Raw genomic sequence first — 15866 nt, 5'->3', positions numbered from 1 at the left:
GGTAGAGAATCGGCGAGGTGAGGCTGCGGCCGGCCGGTGCAAAGGCAGCGCAAGAACATCGCAAGGACAGCGAGGAGCAGGTGTGCAGATGAACCCGGACAACCCGATGGCGGACGCGCAGCCTGGCGGCGCGCCGCCGGCTTTTCTGCGCGGCGGCGGCGAGACCGGCGCACTGATCGCGGCGCACGACTGGTCGCACACGTCGCTCGGCGCGCCCGACACGTGGCCGCAAAGCCTGAAGACTGCGATCCGCATCATGCTGACTTCGCGCCAGCCGATCTGGGTGGGCTGGGGCCCGGAGCTGCTGTTCTTCTATAACGATCCGTACAAGTCGATCATCGGCGGCAAGCATCCGGTCGCGCTCGGCCAGCCGACTTCGGTGGTCTGGCGCGAACTCTGGCATGAGATCGGGCCGCTGCTCGCCACCGCGCAATCGGGCGTCGAAGGCACCTACGTCGAGCAGAAGCTGCTGATCATGGAGCGCAACGGCTATCCGGAAGAGACGTACTACACGTTTTCGTATAGCCCGGTGCCCGACGATCATGGCGGCACCGGCGGCATCATCTGCGCGAACAGCGATGAAACCACGCGCGTGATCGGCGAGCGGCAGCTGACGCTGCTGCGCGAGATCGGCACGGCCTCGGCCGATGCACGCACGTGGCGCGAGGCGTGCGCATCCAGCATGCGCGCGCTGTCCAACAATCCGTACGATGTTCCGTTCGCGCTGTTCTATTCGGGCGAGCCGGGCAGCACCAGCGCGGCGCTGGTCGGCGCGTGCGGCATCGAGGCCGGGCATCCGGCCGCGCCGGCGGTGCTGCATGCCGGACAGAGCGCGGTGTGGCCATTTGCCGACGTGTTGCGGCGCCAGTCGGTCGAACTCGTCACCGATCTTGCCGGGCGCTTCGGCATCGCGCTGCCGGGCGGCGCGTGGAGCCAGGCGCCGCACCAGGCTGCGGTGCTGCCGGTGCAGCCGAGCGGCGAGCATGGGCGCGGCGGCGTGCTGATCGTCGGCCTGAATCCGTTCCGGCTGTTCGACGAAAGTTATCGCTCGTTTCTGAACCTCGTCGCGCGGCAGATCGGTTCGGCGATCGGCTATGCGCATGCGTACGAGGAGGAGCGCCGGCGCGCCGAAGCGCTCGCCGAAATCGACCGCGCGAAGACCACCTTCTTCTCGAATATCAGCCACGAATTCCGTACGCCGCTGACGCTGATGCTCGGGCCGCTCGAGGAACTGCTGGCGCGCCCGCAGCCGATGCCGGGCGACGGGCGGGAACTGGTCGAGGTCACGCATCGCAACAGCGTGCGGCTACTGAAGCTGGTCAATGCGCTGCTCGATTTTTCGCGCATCGAGGCCGGCCGCATCCAGATTCATCCGCAGCCCACCGATCTGGCCACCTTTACCGGCGAGCTTGCGTCGTTGTTCCGCTCGGCGATCGAATCGGCCGGCATGACGCTGGTCATCGATTGCGCGCCGCTGCCGCGGCTGGTCGAACTCGACCGCGACATGTGGGAAAAAATCGTGCTGAACCTGCTGTCGAACGCGTTCAAGTTCACGCTGTCCGGCACGATCACCGTCAGCGTGAAGCCGGCCGGCGACGACAGCGTCGAGGTGTGCGTGTCGGATACCGGCATCGGCATTGCAGAGCATGAGTTGCCGCGTCTGTTCGAGCGTTTCTATCGCGTCGAAGGTGCGGCCGGGCGTTCGGTCGAGGGCAGCGGCATCGGCCTCGCGCTGGTGCAGGAGCTGGTGCGCCTGAATGGTGGCGAGATCCGGGTCGATAGCCGGCCTGGCGTCGGCTCGTGTTTCGCGGTGACGCTGCCGGCCGGACCCGCGGCGGCGCAGCCGGCCGCCGTGCAAGGCGGTGTTGCGAGCGCCCGTGCAACCACTAGCCGGCAGGCGCAAAGCTATGTGGAAGCGGCGCTGCGCTGGCTGCCCGGCAGCGACGGTGGCAACGGCGCCGGCAGTGATGCTGTCAGCGGTGCATTTTCCGGCGAGATGGGCGCATTGCAGGGTCTGGCTGCAGACGCAGACACAGACGCCACTTCCGCTTTCAATGCCGCTTCCACGTCGGCGCGCGCTGACGGTGCCGCGGCCCGTGGCGGCGACGCAGGCCGCGTGCTCGTAGTCGACGACAACGCCGACCTGCGCGACTACATGCGGCGCATCCTGAGCGCGGCCGGCCACGACGTGCGGGTGGCCGACGACGGCGTCGCGGCACTCGAAGCGGCGCGTCTCAGTGCCCCCGACCTCGTGGTATCGGACGTGATGATGCCGCGCCTCGACGGCTTCGGGCTGCTGCGCGAACTGCGCGCCGACGACGCATTGCGCGAGACGCCGGTGCTGCTGCTGTCCGCGCGCGCGGGCGAGGAGGCGAAAGTCGGCGGCCTCGAATCCGGCGCCGACGACTATCTGACCAAGCCATTCTCGGCGCGCGAGCTGCTCGCGCGCGTGCAGGGCAACCTCCAGCTCGCGCGGCTGCGCCACGCGACGCGCCAGCGCCTCGCCGACGAATCGCGCACACTCGAAATCCTGAACCGCGTGGGCCGCGCGGTGGCGGCCGAACTCGACCTGAGCCGCGCGGTGCAGACCGTCACCGACGCGGCGACCGAGCTGACCGGCGCCGCGTTCGGCTCGTTCTTCTACAACGTCGAAGACGACGACGGCGCGCGCTATACGCTGTACACGCTGTCCGGCGTGCCGAAGGACAGCTTTGCCAGGTTTCCGATGCCGCGCAACACGGCGGTGTTCGGGCCGACCTTCAACGGCGAAGGCATCGTACGCGTCGACGACATCACGAAAGACCCGCGCTATGGCAAGAACGCGCCGCATGAAGGCATGCCGCCGGGCCATCTGAAGGTGTGCAGCTATCTGGCCGCGCCGGTGGTGTCGCGGACCGGCGAGGTGCTCGGCGGGTTGTTCTTCGGGCATCCGGAAGCCGGCGTGTTCACCGAACGCTCGGAACGGTTCCTCGCGGGCATCGCGGCGCAGGCCGCCAGCGCAATCGACAATGCGCGGCTGTATCGCGCCGCGCAGGACGAAATCGCCGCGCGCACCAAGGCGCAGGACGCGCTGCACCATCTGAACGAAACTCTCGAGGCGCGCGTGATCGAAGCCGTGGCCGATCGCGACCGGTTGTGGGAAGTCAGCGAAGATCTGCTGGTGGTGGCCGGCTTCGACGGCGCGCTGCAGCGCGTGAGCCCGTCGTGGACGCGCGTGCTCGGGCATCCGGTGTGGTCGCTGAACGCGCAGTCGTTTTTCGAGCTGATCCATCCGGACGATCGCGAGCTGGTCGACGCGCGGCTCGCCGAGCTGCGCCGCACCGGCGTGCCGCTGCGCTACGAGAACCGCCTGAAGCGCAGCGACGGCAGCTGGTGCTGGATTGCCTGGACCTTGTCGCTCGATCCGGCTACCGAGCGCATCCACGGCGTGGGCCGCGACGTCACCACCGACCGCGAAACCCAGGACGCGCTGCGGCACGCGGAAGAGGCGCTACGTTTCGCGCAGAAGATGGAGGCGATCGGCAAGCTGACCGGCGGCGTCGCGCACGACTTCAACAACCTGCTGCAGGTGATCGGCGGCAATCTGCAACTGCTCGCCGAAGACGTGGCAGGCTCTGACCGCTCCGCACAGCGCGTGCGCAACGCGCTGGCAGGCGTCGCGCGCGGCGCGAAACTCGCGTCGCAACTGCTCGCGTTCGGCCGGCGTCAGCCGCTTGCGCCGAAGGTCGTGAATCTCGGGCGCTTCGTGCGCGGTCTCGACGATATGCTGCGCCGCGCGCTCGGCGACGGCATCGAGATCGAGACGATCGTCAGCGGCGGATTGTGGAATACGCTGGTCGATCCGTTTCAGGTCGAAAACGCGCTGCTCAATCTGGCGATCAACGCGCGCGACGCGATGGACGGCCTCGGCCGGCTGACGATCGAAGCCGGCAACGCCGCGCTCGACGTCGCGTACGCGAAGCGCAACGCCGATGTGTTGCCGGGGCAGTATGTGATGGTGGCCGTCACCGATACCGGCTCGGGTATGTCGCCGGAAGTGCGGGAGCACGTGTTCGAGCCGTTCTTCACGACCAAGCCGGAAGGCCAGGGCACCGGCCTCGGGCTCAGCATGGTGTATGGCTTCGTCAAGCAGTCCGGCGGGCATGTGAAGGTTTATAGCGAGCCGGGCCAGGGCACGACGATCCGGCTTTATCTGCCGCGCGTGCGTCAGGAAGAGGATCTCGAGGCGGACGTCGACGTCGGTCCGTCGAAGGGCGGCGAGGAGACCATCCTCGTGGTCGAGGACGACGAAGACGTGCGCACGACGGTGGTCGAAATGCTGTCGAGCCTCGGCTATCGCGTGCTGCGTGCGAAGGATGCGCAAAGCGCGCTGGCGATCATCGAGAGCGGTGTGCCGATCGATTTGCTGTTCACCGATGTCGTGATGCCCGGGCCGTTGCGCAGCACCGAACTCGCACGCAAGGCGCGCGAGCGGCAGCCCGGCATCGCGGTGCTGTTCACGTCCGGTTACACGGATAACGCGATCGTGCACGCCGGGCGCCTCGACGAAGGCGTCGAGCTGCTCAGCAAGCCGTATACGCATGAGGCGCTGGCGCGCAAGATCCGCCACACGCTGCGTGTGCAGAACACGCAGCCGGTTGCGCGGGCCGGGCTGCAGGCGGAAAACTCGCAGAGCGTGACGCTGGTCGACCGCAGCGGCAATGAAACCTTCGACGCGGTGCGCGGGCTGCGCATCCTGTTCGTCGAAGATGACGAGATGGTCCGCGCGAGCACGGCCGAGGTGCTGCGCACCTTCGGGCTCGATATCTTCGAAGCCGGCAGCAGCGGCGAAGCGCAGCGCGTGCTCGCGCAGCAGCCGGTCGACGTGCTGCTGACCGACGTTGGGCTGGCCGGGGCGTCGGGCATCGAGCTGGCGCTGCATGCGACGCGCCGCCAGCCGCACCTGCGGGTGATCTTCGTGACCGGCTATGCGGTCGAACTGGCGCCCGACCAGCAGTCGTCGCTTGGCAATGCGGTGCAACTGCGCAAGCCGTACGATCCGCTGGATCTGATCAATGCGTTGCGGGCCTGTGTGCCGTGAAGCGTGTTACCTGACGGACCTTGCGTTGCGTATCTGTATCGGGGTAAACGAGTGGCCGGGCCGCGGCGATGGCCGGCAATCTGCCGGACTGCGAAAAGGCATCGCGCGCTCGTCTGCAAACCGGCAGGCTGCCGCTGCGTTCTGCGAAGCGACTTCAGATGACAAAAAAAAACCGCTCGCACCGGGGAGCGCGAGCGGAAAGTCGGAGAGTTACAACATCGCATGCGTTACACATGGGGTCACGCAGCCAACGCAGTGTAGGGGCACGTTTCGATGCCGATAATCAGATAAGTCCCAATCCTTGCCGGCATCGGTCTTTTGGCCAGCTTGTCAGTGCAAGTGGCTCTCCGTACACTCCCGCGTAGTTCTGGCACGGTCTGCGCGCCGCGCCGCGCCGCGTCGCGTCGCAGACCGCCCGGCGTCGGCACCCACTACCAACGACATCCACGCAAAGAGAGGAGACCTCGCAATGGCCGATTCCTATTTTCCCCGCTGGCGCCTGCAGCCACGCAGCGAGGGCCGCGTCATTGCAACCGACGAGCGGCTGCCGTTGCCGCAGATGTTCGCGATGGGGGTGCAGCACGTGGTCGCGATGTTCGGCTCGACCGTGCTCGCGCCGCTGTTGATGGGCTTCGATCCGAACCTGTGCATCTTCATGTCGGGCATCGGTACGCTGTGGTTCTTCGTCGTCACCGGCGGCCGCGTGCCCAGCTACCTTGGCTCGAGCTTCTCGTTTATCGCGCTGGTGATCGCCGTCACCGGCTATACCGGCCATGGGCCCAATCCGAATATTCCGCTTGCGCTCGGCGGCATCATCGCGTGCGGCATCGTGTACATCGCGATCGGCGCAATCGTGTCGGCGCTCGGCACCGCGTGGATCGAAACGCTGATGCCGCCGCTCGTGACCGGCGCGATCGTCGCGGTAATCGGGTTGAATCTTGCGCCGATCGCGGTGAAGGGCGTGAGCACCACGCCGTTCGATTCATGGATGGCGCTCGTCACGGTGGTGTGCGTCGGCGCGGTAGCGGTGTTTGGGCGCGGCATGGTGCAGCGTCTGCTGATTCTCGTCGGCCTGCTGATCGCTTACCTGATCTATGCGATCGTTGCGAACGGCATGGGCATCGGCACGCCGATCGACTTCTCGGTGGTGGCCCATGCGGCGTGGTTCGGCATGCCGCGCTTCATGTCGCCGTCCTTCGATGCGCATGCAATGACCTTGCTGGCGCCGGTCGCGGTGATCCTGGTGGCAGAAAACCTCGGCCACATCAAGGCGGTGTCTGCGATGACCGGACAGAATCTCGATCGTTACATCGGCCGCGCGTTCATCGGCGACGGTCTCGCGACGGTGGTGTCCGGCTTCGCCGGCGGCACCGGCGTCACCACCTATGCGGAGAACATCGGCGTGATGGCGGTGACGAAGATCTATTCGACGCTGGTGTTCGTGATGGCCGCGGTCATCGCACTCGTGCTCGGCTTCTCGCCGAAGTTCGGCGCGGTGATCCAGACCATTCCCGGGCCGGTGCTCGGCGGCGTGTCGATCGTCGTGTTCGGGCTGATCGCGGTGACCGGCGCGCGCATCTGGGTGGTCAACAAGGTGGACTTTTCGGACAACCGCAATCTGATCGTCGCGGCGGTCACGCTGGTGCTGGGCGCCGGCGACTTTTCGCTGAAGCTCGGCGACTTCGCGCTCGGCGGCATCGGCACCGCAACCTTCGGCGCGATCATCCTGTATGCGTTGCTGCGCCGCAAACCGGCACAGGAGCCGGCCGTTTAAAGCTTTCTTTTTGTGCGTCGCTTTTAGACTTGCGGGCCGCGCGCGCGGCGCTAAGCTTCATGCATGGCGCCGCGCGCAGCCCGCAGGGGTGCGTCGCAGATCGCGGCCGTTGCTGCAAAACGCAGCTGACGCACCGTAGCAGTGCGCCGCGCCCCACGCGCGACATCCCGACCTTGCGGGCGGTGCAAGGTGGCGAGCAAAACGCGTGCGAATGTGCGCCGGCGTGCGCATGGACCTTGCTTAAGCACAGGTCACGTCGCACATTTCGAGTACGGGGCCGCGGGAAACGCATTCGCATTGAATGCGGCTTTCGCTCTCGCGTGAGAGGATCGCATGACCACAGCGCAGCAGGAAAGGACGGCCGTCGCGCCGCACGGTTTCGAATTGAGCGTGGCCTCGGGGCTGCACCGCTATTCGGTGCAGCATGGCGACCTGACGTTGACGAGCGTGTTCCAGCCGATCTTCAGCCTGTCGCATATGCGCGCGGTCGGCTATGAAGGATTGCTGCGCGCGCACGATCCATTCGACCGCGCTGTTTCGCCTCTCGATGTATTCGGTCAGGCCGCCCGCGTCGGCGACCTGCTGCAGGTCGACCGGCTGGCGCAGGTGCTGCATATGGAAAACTTCCGTATGCTCGGCGCCGAACGCGAGTGGCTGTTCCTCAACGTGCATCCCGGCGCGCTCACCGATCCATATCATTCGGCCGCATTGCTCGCGAGCCTGCGCAGGCTCGACCTGTCGCCGCGACGTATCGTGCTCGAAGTGCTCGAGCAAAGCGCCGAAGACATCGAACGTCTCGCGGATGCCGTGCGCCAGTTTCGCGAGCGCGGCTTTCTGATCGCGCTCGACGACTTCGGCGCCGGCCATTCGAATATCGAACGTATCTGGCAGTTGAACCCCGACATCGTCAAGCTCGATCGCATCATGCTCGCGCATGCGTCGCATCGCACCGATGTCGCGTCGATTCTGCCGGGGCTGGTCGCGCTGCTGCACGAGGCGGGCAAGCTGGTGCTGATCGAAGGTGTCGAGACCGAGCACGAAGCGCATATGGCGCTCGCCTGTAATGTCGATTTCGTGCAGGGCTTCTTCTTCGGCCGGCCGGTGCCGGGCCCGGCCGACAACGTGCATGCGGCCGACTGCATCGGCGCGCTGACCGAACGCTACCAGACGCTCGCCGAAGCGCGCGAGCGTAATCATCAGACGCGCCTTGCGCCTTATTTGCGTGCGTTCGAGCGGGCCGCCGAACGGCTTGCGGCCGGTGAAATGCTCGACGAAGTGTGCTGGAATTTTCTCGCGCTCGACGCTGCTTCGCGCTGCTATCTGCTCGATGCGAAAGGGCGCCAGGCCGGACGCAACGTGGTGCTGCGCGCGGACCGCGCGTCGCACGAGACGCGCTTCTTGCCGCTCACCGAAGCGCAGGGCGCGAACTGGCTGCGCCGGCCGTACTTCCGCGCGGCCATCGACGATCCGGGCCGGGTGCATGTGACGCGGCCGTATCTGTCGATCAACGAGGCGGTGCCGTGCGTGACGCTGTCGGTGGCTACGCAGGTGGCCGATCGCACCTGCGTACTGTGCGGCGATATCGACTGGTTCGACGACGCGGCGTTCTGACATCATGTCGGTTTTCGTACCGAGAGAACCGACATGCCGCTGGTGATACCTGCCCGCAAGATCCTGCTCGAAGTGATTGCGACCACGGTCGCCGATGCGCAAGCTGCAGAGCGTGCCGGCGCCGACCGGCTCGAACTGGTCACCGCATTCGGCGAAGGCGGCTTGACGCCGAGCATCGGCATCATCGAGGCGGTGGCCGATGCCGTAACGATTCCGGTGAACGTGATCGTGCGGCCGCATAGCCGGTCGTTCGTGTTCGACACGCACGATCAGGCGGCGATGCTGCGCGACGTGCGGGCGATTGCAAAGGCGCGGGCACAGGGTGTCGTGATCGGCATGCTGACTGCGGCGGGCGACATCGATCGTGAGGCGCTGGCGCGTGCAGTCGATGCGGCGCGAGGTCTGGCGATCACGTTTCATCGTGCGTTCGATCAGGTGCGCGATCAGCGTGAGGCGCTTGACGTGCTGTTGCAGTTCGACGCGGTGACGAACGTGCTGACCTCCGGTGGCAAGCCTTCGGTGCTGCAGGCTCGCGAGCGTGTGCGGGAACTGGTTGCGCAGGCGCGCGGATCGCATTGCACAGTGCTTGCGGGGGCAGGGCTAACGGTTGAAGGTATCGGTGATTTCGTCGATGCGACAGGCGTGAGTGCCGTGCATTTCGGCAGCGGCGTGCGGATCGACGGGAACGGGCTCGCGCCGATCGACGAAGGCAAGGTAGCGCGTGTCAGAGCGACGCTCGATGCGTTGCGCTGAGGCGCCAGCGTTTGCAGCGGCATTCACCCCCGATCGCACCCAGACCCGGCCACGCGTCATACCCATCATCTCGCGACGACCACCGGAATACCACGTAATGTTCCAGCGCCCTTCGCCTCGTCGAGCGCCTGTTGCACCGCTACACCGGTCGCCGCTTGCAGATTGAGCCGCGCGGCCAGATCATGCTCGCTGCGTTTCACGGCCGCAAGATTTGCCAGCTTCACATGCCCATAGCCGCGCACGCGCGCATGCAGGTCCGCAAGCTTTGCGACATCGTCGGCATTGGCCGCGCCCAGCAACGTCAGCGCGCGTTCGAGCGTTGCTTCGTAGTCGTCGGCGAGCTGCCGTTCCATGCGGCGCTCGACGCTGCGCCCGAACGGATCGATGCGCGTGCCGCGCAATCCCTTGAACCTGGCAAGCCCGCGCATCACCGGCCACATCCACGATCCGAAGGTGCGCTTGCGAGGTTGCGCAGGCATCGCTCCAGGCGCGCCTGCTTTGGCGCTGCGCGTCAACGACGGCGGCGCAAGGTGGAACTTGATGCTGAAGTCCTTGCCCGCCGTGCCTTCGAATTGCGCTTCAAGCGCCGTGCGAAACGCGGGGTCCGCATACAGCCGGGCGACTTCGTATTCGTCCTTGACGGCGAGCAGACGGTAGAACGTCGTCGCGACCGCACGGCTTACCGGTTCGCCCGCCGCACCGCAGGCACGGCCTTCGGCGCGGCGCGCGGCGTCGACCAGCGCGCGGTAGCGCGTCACATAGGCGCGGCCGCCGTATGCCATCAGGCGCGCCTCGCGGTCGGCAATCAGCGCATCCAGCGTATGTGCATCGTCAGTTCCGGCAATTCCGGCAAATCCGTTTTTTCCGGCGGTTTGCCCGGTTGCCGTCGATGCCGCATGCCGCTGTTGCCACAACGCTTCGAGCGCAGCCGGATCGGCCGCGGCGAGCTGCCCGATCGAGAACGCCAACTGGTTCGCCGGCACTGCGACGTTATTCAGTTCGATCGCACGCATCAGCGCAGCCAGCGACACCGGCACAAGCCCAAGCTGCCACGCAAAACCGAGCATCAGAATGTTCGAGCCGATCGTATCGCCGAGAAAGCGCGTGGCCAGTTTCTGCGCATCGCATGACACCAGACGCTCGTCGCCGGCTGCGTGGCGCATCTTGTCGAGCAATGCGTCGGTGTGCAGATTCGCATCGGGGTTCTGCACGAACGCGGCGTTCGGAATTGCGTGCGTATTCACGACCATCCGCGTGCGGCCGTGCCGTACCGTCTGCAGCGCATCGGCGCTGGCGCCGACCACCATATCGCAGGCGAGCAGCACGTCCGCCTGCTGCGTATCGATACGCACCTGGTTCAGCCATTCGTCGCGCGCGGCGAAGCGCACGAACGACAGCACCGAACCGCCCTTCTGCGCAAAGCCCATGAAGTCGAGCACCGATGCGCTTTTTCCCTCCAGATGCGCGGCCATGCTGATCAGCGCGCCGACCGTCACGACCCCGGTGCCGCCGACACCGGTCACGAGGATGTCGTACGGCGCCGCATCGAGCCGCGCGGCCGGCTGCGGCAGCGCATCGACGCGCGCGGCCAGGGCGGTTGCATCGAACGCGACACCGGCTGTCTTCTTCAGCGCCGCGCCTTCGATGGTGACGAAGCTCGGGCAGAAGCCGTTCACGCACGAGTAATCCTTGTTGCACGACGACTGGTCGATGCGGCGCTTGCGGCCAAGCGGCGTCTCGACCGGTTCGACCGACAGGCAGTTCGACTGCACGCCGCAATCGCCGCAGCCTTCGCACACGGCTTCATTGATAAAGAGCCGCCGGTCCGGGTCGGGGTATTCGCCCTTCTTGCGGCGGCGGCGCTTTTCGGCGGCACACGTCTGGTCGTAAATCAGCACCGTCACGCCGTCGATTTCGCGCAGTTGCCGCTGCACCGCGTCCAGCTCGCTGCGATGGTGGAACGTCGTGCCGTTCGGAAACTGGCCGTGATGGCCGACGTATTTCTCGGGTTCGTCGCTGACCACCACGAAGTGCGACACGCCTTCCGCTTCGACCTGACGCGCGATCTGCGGCACCGAGATGCTGCCGTCGACCGGCTGGCCGCCGGTCATTGCCACTGCATCGTTGTAGAGGATCTTGTACGTGATGGTCGCTTTGGCGGCGACCGCCTGACGGATCGCCAGAATGCCGGAGTGAAAGTAGGTGCCGTCGCCCAGGTTCTGGAACACGTGGCGGGTGGTCGTGAACATCGAATGCGCGGCCCAGTCGACGCCTTCGCCGCCCATCTGGATCAGGCCGGTGGTGTCGCGCTCCATCCACGACGCCATGAAATGGCAGCCGATGCCGGCCTGCGCAATCGAGCCTTCCGGCACTTTCGTCGACGTATTGTGCGGGCAGCCGGAACAGAAGTACGGCGTGCGTTTTACCGCGTCCGCTTCGTTCGACAGGATTTGCGGCGCGACCAGATCGACCACGCGTTCGCGGCGGTCGAGCGCGGGCTTGTGGCGCGCCAGCCAGTCCGCGAACACCGGCAGGATGCGCGACGGGCGCAGCTCGCCGAGTGCGGAAAGGAGCGGCGAGCCATCCTGTGCGTGCTTGCCGATGACGAGCGGGCGCGCGCCGCTTTGACGGTTGTACAGGTATTCCTTGATCTGCTGTTCGACCACCGGGCCTTTTTCTTCGATTACTAGCACTTCGCTCAGGCCACCGACGAATGCGTCGATGCGCGTCATCTCGAGCGGAAACGACAGACCGACCTTGTAGATGCGTACGCCGGCCGCGTCGAGATCCGCGACCGTCAGGTCGAGGCGGCGCAGCGCTTCCATCAGGTCCAGATGCGCCTTGCCGCAGGTGACGATACCGACGTTCGCACGCGGGCTCGGCGCGATCCATTTATCGATGCTGTTGACGCGCGCGAAATGGCGCACGGCGTCGAGCTTGGCGGCGAGCCGCGCTTCGATCGCGAGGCTTGGCAGGTCGGGCCAGCGGTTGTGCAGGCCGTCGTGCGGCGCCTGCGATGCGAACGGTGGATCGGATGTTGCACCAGACGACGCATCGAGCGGGGCGGGCCACTCGGTGCGCAGTGCGTCGAGGTCGACTGTCGAGCCGGATTCGACGGTCTCCGAGATCGCCTTGAAGCCGATCCATGCGCCCGAGAAGCGCGACAACGCCCAGCCGTACAGGCCGAATTCGAGCATCTCGGCGACGTTCGATGGGTTCACCACCGGCATATGCCAGGCGATCATCGCGAAGTCGCTTTGATGCGGCATCGACGACGATACGCAGCCGTGATCGTCGCCCGCGACCACCAGCACGCCGCCGTGCGGCGACGAGCCGTAGGCGTTGCCGTGCTTCAGCGCGTCGCCGGCGCGGTCGACGCCCGGGCCCTTGCCGTACCACATCGCGAACACGCCATCGACGGTGCGTTGCGGGTCGGCTTCGACGCGCTGAGTGCCGAGCACGGCGGTGCCGCCCAGTTCTTCGTTGATCGCGGGCAGGAAGCGGATGTCGTGTGACTGCAGCAGCTTGCCGGCTTTCCATAGCTGCTGGTCGACCATGCCGAGCGGCGAGCCGCGGTAGCCGCTGATGAAACCGGCGGTGGCGAGGCCACGTGCGTGGTCGAGTGCGCTTTGCGTTAGCGCGAGGCGCACCAGTGCCTGGGTGCCGGTGAGGAAGATGCGGCCGCGCGTCGCGGTGAGATTGTCGGACAGCCGGTAGTCGGCCAGCGCGGGCGTGCCTTCGATGGGCGGGCGAGCGGTCATGGGGGCATCTCCTTGTTATGCGTTTGCTCGCGGTGCGGTGCGCATGCGGCGAAAGATGCTCTATTTTTTCGCAGTGGTACGAGGAGATTATTGCTATGTCGGCTGCTGGATCGGTTGATTGCGCGACGTAGCGCGGGTGGCGGCGGATTTTTGAGAGGAATTTGCTGCGGGGTCGGTCATTCGGGGCGACTTGTGCTTCGCGCCCTGTTGCGCAGGCGGCTCGCGCCGGCGACGAGCAGCGCGGAGATGCCCATTGAGACGATGAAGCCGGCCAACAGAAACGTACCGAAGAGGATGTTGTAATCCTGTTCTCCACCGATAGAGCCCATCAGCTTTAGAACGGGATTGAATACATCCCATCCTGAGCCTTCGTCGAACCAGGCTATTAACCAGGGCATACGTGCAATGCCGATGGACACCGGAACGCTCAGGAGCAACGTCAGGGCGGCGAACAGGAGGAATTTTTTCATCTAGCGTCTTAGACGATTTATGGCAGCGGCGCACGTGGTTGAAATGATCAGTGAGATCATGAAGCTAACGGCCAGGACCAGACCAAAGAGTACGTTTTCGTCGTCTTCCGCTCCTATCGCACCGAGCATCTTCAGGATCGGTGCAAGCATGTCCCATCCCGAGCCATCGTTAAACCATGCCCAAAACCATGGCATGCGCGTAATGCCGAGGAAAATCGGCAGCGTTAAAAGCGGCGCGAGAACGGCGCGAACGAACGGTTTCTTCACCTAACCTGAATCGTGCCGTAGTAGATGATCGAGGTGCCAGGAATACGCGTAGTCTGTTGGGCCTTCAAAAAATGCCGAAGACGCTGGAACTGCTTGCGGTCGGGCACGGTGACACAGCCTTTGCTGACGCCATAGATCCCGGCAGGGTGAAGCCGGAAGTTACCGCGTCGTACTCCTTGCACGAACGTAACGTCATCAATTTTCCCGTCATTGCGATAGAGCGCAAACCACTCTGAATACATCGCATTGTTGGCCCATCCATAGTACCAGTCGTATAACCAGCCAAGACGTCCGCCACTCTCGCGATCGACGATGTAATAGAGGCCCTGCGGGAGCGGGCCATCATCGGCCAGATGAGTGAAGTCAGCGTTATTGATATAGCGGCCGCGTCCCGAGTACGCCGCCACATTGCCAAAGCCGGGGCAGGTCAGATTCGATATAGAACGGCGATTCAGGAAGAAGGTGCAGCTCACTGGCATATCGGTTATCCAAGGAGGCAATCTGATCGATCGCCATCCTAATGGATGACCTGATGCTTTTGATCAAGCGGTCTGCTAACTTCTTCCGAATGCAGCAGTCGAAATTTCAGAACTCGATCGGCGAAAGCTAAGGTCACTCCAACCCGCGCACTATAAATCGCAAAACGAAGCGTCAATTCTGAATCACTTCTTCCGCCACGAACGGCACCGCATCATTGAACAGCCCGTAGTCCAGATGAATCGACGCGCCTTCTTCGTGAAGAATATCCACATAGCGATGCTGCCAGCGAATATCCGCGCTTCGCCACGAATGCCGTGCCTGCATCGTCTGTGCGGTGTTCTCGTCCGAGCCTTCGATGGTCAGCAGCAATTCGGCATCCTGCTGCGCCAGCGATTCGGTCGTCTCGCCCGATAGCGGGCTCGCGTCGTCGATCACGTGCATCAGGTTCCAGCCGAACGCGAACATCGGATGTTGATCGCGCACCAGCTGCAAATCGCGAATCCGCCTGATCCGGTAGCCCTCGGCAGTGGTCTCGATGCGCATCAGCCGCAGCCGCGCGCGGGCCTCGGAAATCACGTTTTGCCGCGCGTTCGCGGCGCGCACCATCAGTGTCGTGAGGCCTTCGACCGGATGCACCACCGCCACGCTCGCAAACATGATCTGCGCTTTCGGCCGCGAGAAGCGCGCAAACACCAGCCCGGTTGCCAGCGCAATGCCCGACATGCCGACGAAGATCTCGAGTGTCGCAACCAGGTGCCCGTAGATCGATTGCGGATGCATGTCGCCGTAGCCGACCGTCGCCAGCGTTTCGACGCTGAAGAAAAAAGCACCGATGAACCCCTGCGGATTCTGGTTCGCGATCGATGCGCCGCCGAGCACATAGAGCGTTGCAAAGCCCGTGTTGAGCAGCAGAAACAATGCGGCCAGCGAAGCAAAGAACGTCGGCCAGCGCATCGTCAGCGCGCGGTGATACAGGTCTTGCCAGATCCGCAGCGGCAAGCCGTGCGTGACGATCGTGTGCGAACGCAGGTGCAACGTGCGATCGCGGATCCGGCCGCCTTTGCGTGGGGGAGGGTTCGGCTGTTCGCGCCGGTCCGGTGCGCCGCTTGTGGCCATCGCGTCTCTCTGCGTGATAAAAACGCGCAAAGCGTAGCACGCGGGTCATGCAGCGCTGTGAGGCAAGTGCGTCACGAGAATTGCGGATCGTGCGGCGACGCAGTGGCCGTCGCAGAGCGGCGGTGCAATTGCCGCGCGGTACGGGGTGCCTGCGCCGGCCGCACCCGCATTCAGGCATCTACGCCACCACTCACGCTACCCGTGCCGCTACAGTTCGATTTCGCCGAGGATCCGGTGCGCGAGTGCCTTGGCCTCCTCGAGTGCTTCGTCCGAACTGGCCGAGGTGGATTCGACTTCGTAGACCGTATTTTCGGTCTCGTCGCCCTGGTCGCGCGTCAGCGTGACGAGGCCCTGGTAGCGTCCGCCGCCATTTACCTCGCGCACGGTAGCGGTCGCCGTATAGAGCCCTTTCGTGTAGGTGACGTCCTCCATGATGCTTCTCCTTGGGAAGGAGATTTCATCCTAGCACGTCGAAACGCGCCTTTCAGGCGGTGTTTGCCGAAGTCGGCCCGCAGTAGGCGCGACCTCAGAGCAATCTGCGCGCGACCTCAGCG

10 protein-coding genes are annotated in these 15866 nt (G+C 65.0%); 4 read left to right on the top strand and 6 right to left on the bottom strand.

From position 1 onward, the window contains the following. Positions 1 to 88 precede the first annotated feature (88 nt). The 4 genes from ACYVNQ_RS25225 to ACYVNQ_RS25210 all read left to right on the top strand — a co-directional run bounded on the left by ACYVNQ_RS25225 (position 89) and on the right by ACYVNQ_RS25210 (position 9218). Positions 89 to 5080: a response regulator gene (locus tag ACYVNQ_RS25225; protein ID WP_460905856.1), complete on the top strand. Its 4992-nt coding sequence runs from the start codon at positions 89 to 91 to the stop codon at positions 5078 to 5080. 469 nt (positions 5081 to 5549) lie between these two features. Beyond that, positions 5550 to 6854, top strand: a complete 1305-nt coding sequence (locus ACYVNQ_RS25220; protein WP_460905852.1) for a solute carrier family 23 protein — start codon at positions 5550 to 5552, stop codon at positions 6852 to 6854. Between the two features lie 333 nt (positions 6855 to 7187). Next, on the top strand, positions 7188 to 8465 hold the full coding sequence (locus tag ACYVNQ_RS25215) for a sensor domain-containing phosphodiesterase (RefSeq protein WP_460905849.1): 1278 nt from the start codon (positions 7188 to 7190) through the stop codon (positions 8463 to 8465). Between the two features lie 33 nt (positions 8466 to 8498). Continuing rightward, a complete protein-coding gene (locus tag ACYVNQ_RS25210; RefSeq protein WP_460905846.1) occupies positions 8499 to 9218 on the top strand; it encodes a copper homeostasis protein CutC in 720 nt (239 codons plus the stop codon). Between the two features lie 65 nt (positions 9219 to 9283). Here the strand turns inward: ACYVNQ_RS25210 and ACYVNQ_RS25205 are convergent, their stop codons facing one another. The 6 genes from ACYVNQ_RS25205 to ACYVNQ_RS25180 form a co-directional block, all read right to left on the bottom strand. Continuing rightward, positions 9284 to 12979, bottom strand: a complete 3696-nt coding sequence (locus ACYVNQ_RS25205) for an indolepyruvate ferredoxin oxidoreductase family protein (protein ID WP_460905843.1) — start codon at positions 12977 to 12979, stop codon at positions 9284 to 9286. Between the two features lie 176 nt (positions 12980 to 13155). After that, positions 13156 to 13449 (bottom strand): hypothetical protein, encoded by a 294-nt coding sequence (locus tag ACYVNQ_RS25200; RefSeq protein WP_460905840.1) that lies wholly within the window; start codon positions 13447 to 13449, stop codon positions 13156 to 13158. Then, entirely contained in the window at positions 13450 to 13716 is a 267-nt protein-coding gene (locus tag ACYVNQ_RS25195) for a hypothetical protein (RefSeq protein WP_460905837.1), read from the bottom strand. After that, complete coding sequence (locus tag ACYVNQ_RS25190; protein WP_460905834.1) at positions 13713 to 14195, bottom strand: DUF2778 domain-containing protein; 483 nt, start codon at positions 14193 to 14195, stop codon at positions 13713 to 13715. Before ACYVNQ_RS25190 ends, ACYVNQ_RS25195 begins: the two co-directional genes overlap by 4 nt. Before the next feature lie 172 nt (positions 14196 to 14367). Further along, positions 14368 to 15312: an ion channel gene (locus ACYVNQ_RS25185; protein ID WP_460905831.1), complete on the bottom strand. Its 945-nt coding sequence runs from the start codon at positions 15310 to 15312 to the stop codon at positions 14368 to 14370. A 207-nt stretch (positions 15313 to 15519) separates the two neighbouring features. Continuing rightward, a complete protein-coding gene (locus tag ACYVNQ_RS25180; protein WP_460905828.1) occupies positions 15520 to 15744 on the bottom strand; it encodes a hypothetical protein in 225 nt (74 codons plus the stop codon). Positions 15745 to 15866 lie beyond the last annotated feature (122 nt).

Source organism: Paraburkholderia jirisanensis (assembly GCF_054782355.1).
Note: the sequence above shows the minus strand (reverse complement) of the source record. Positions and strands in the feature narration are given on the sequence as shown.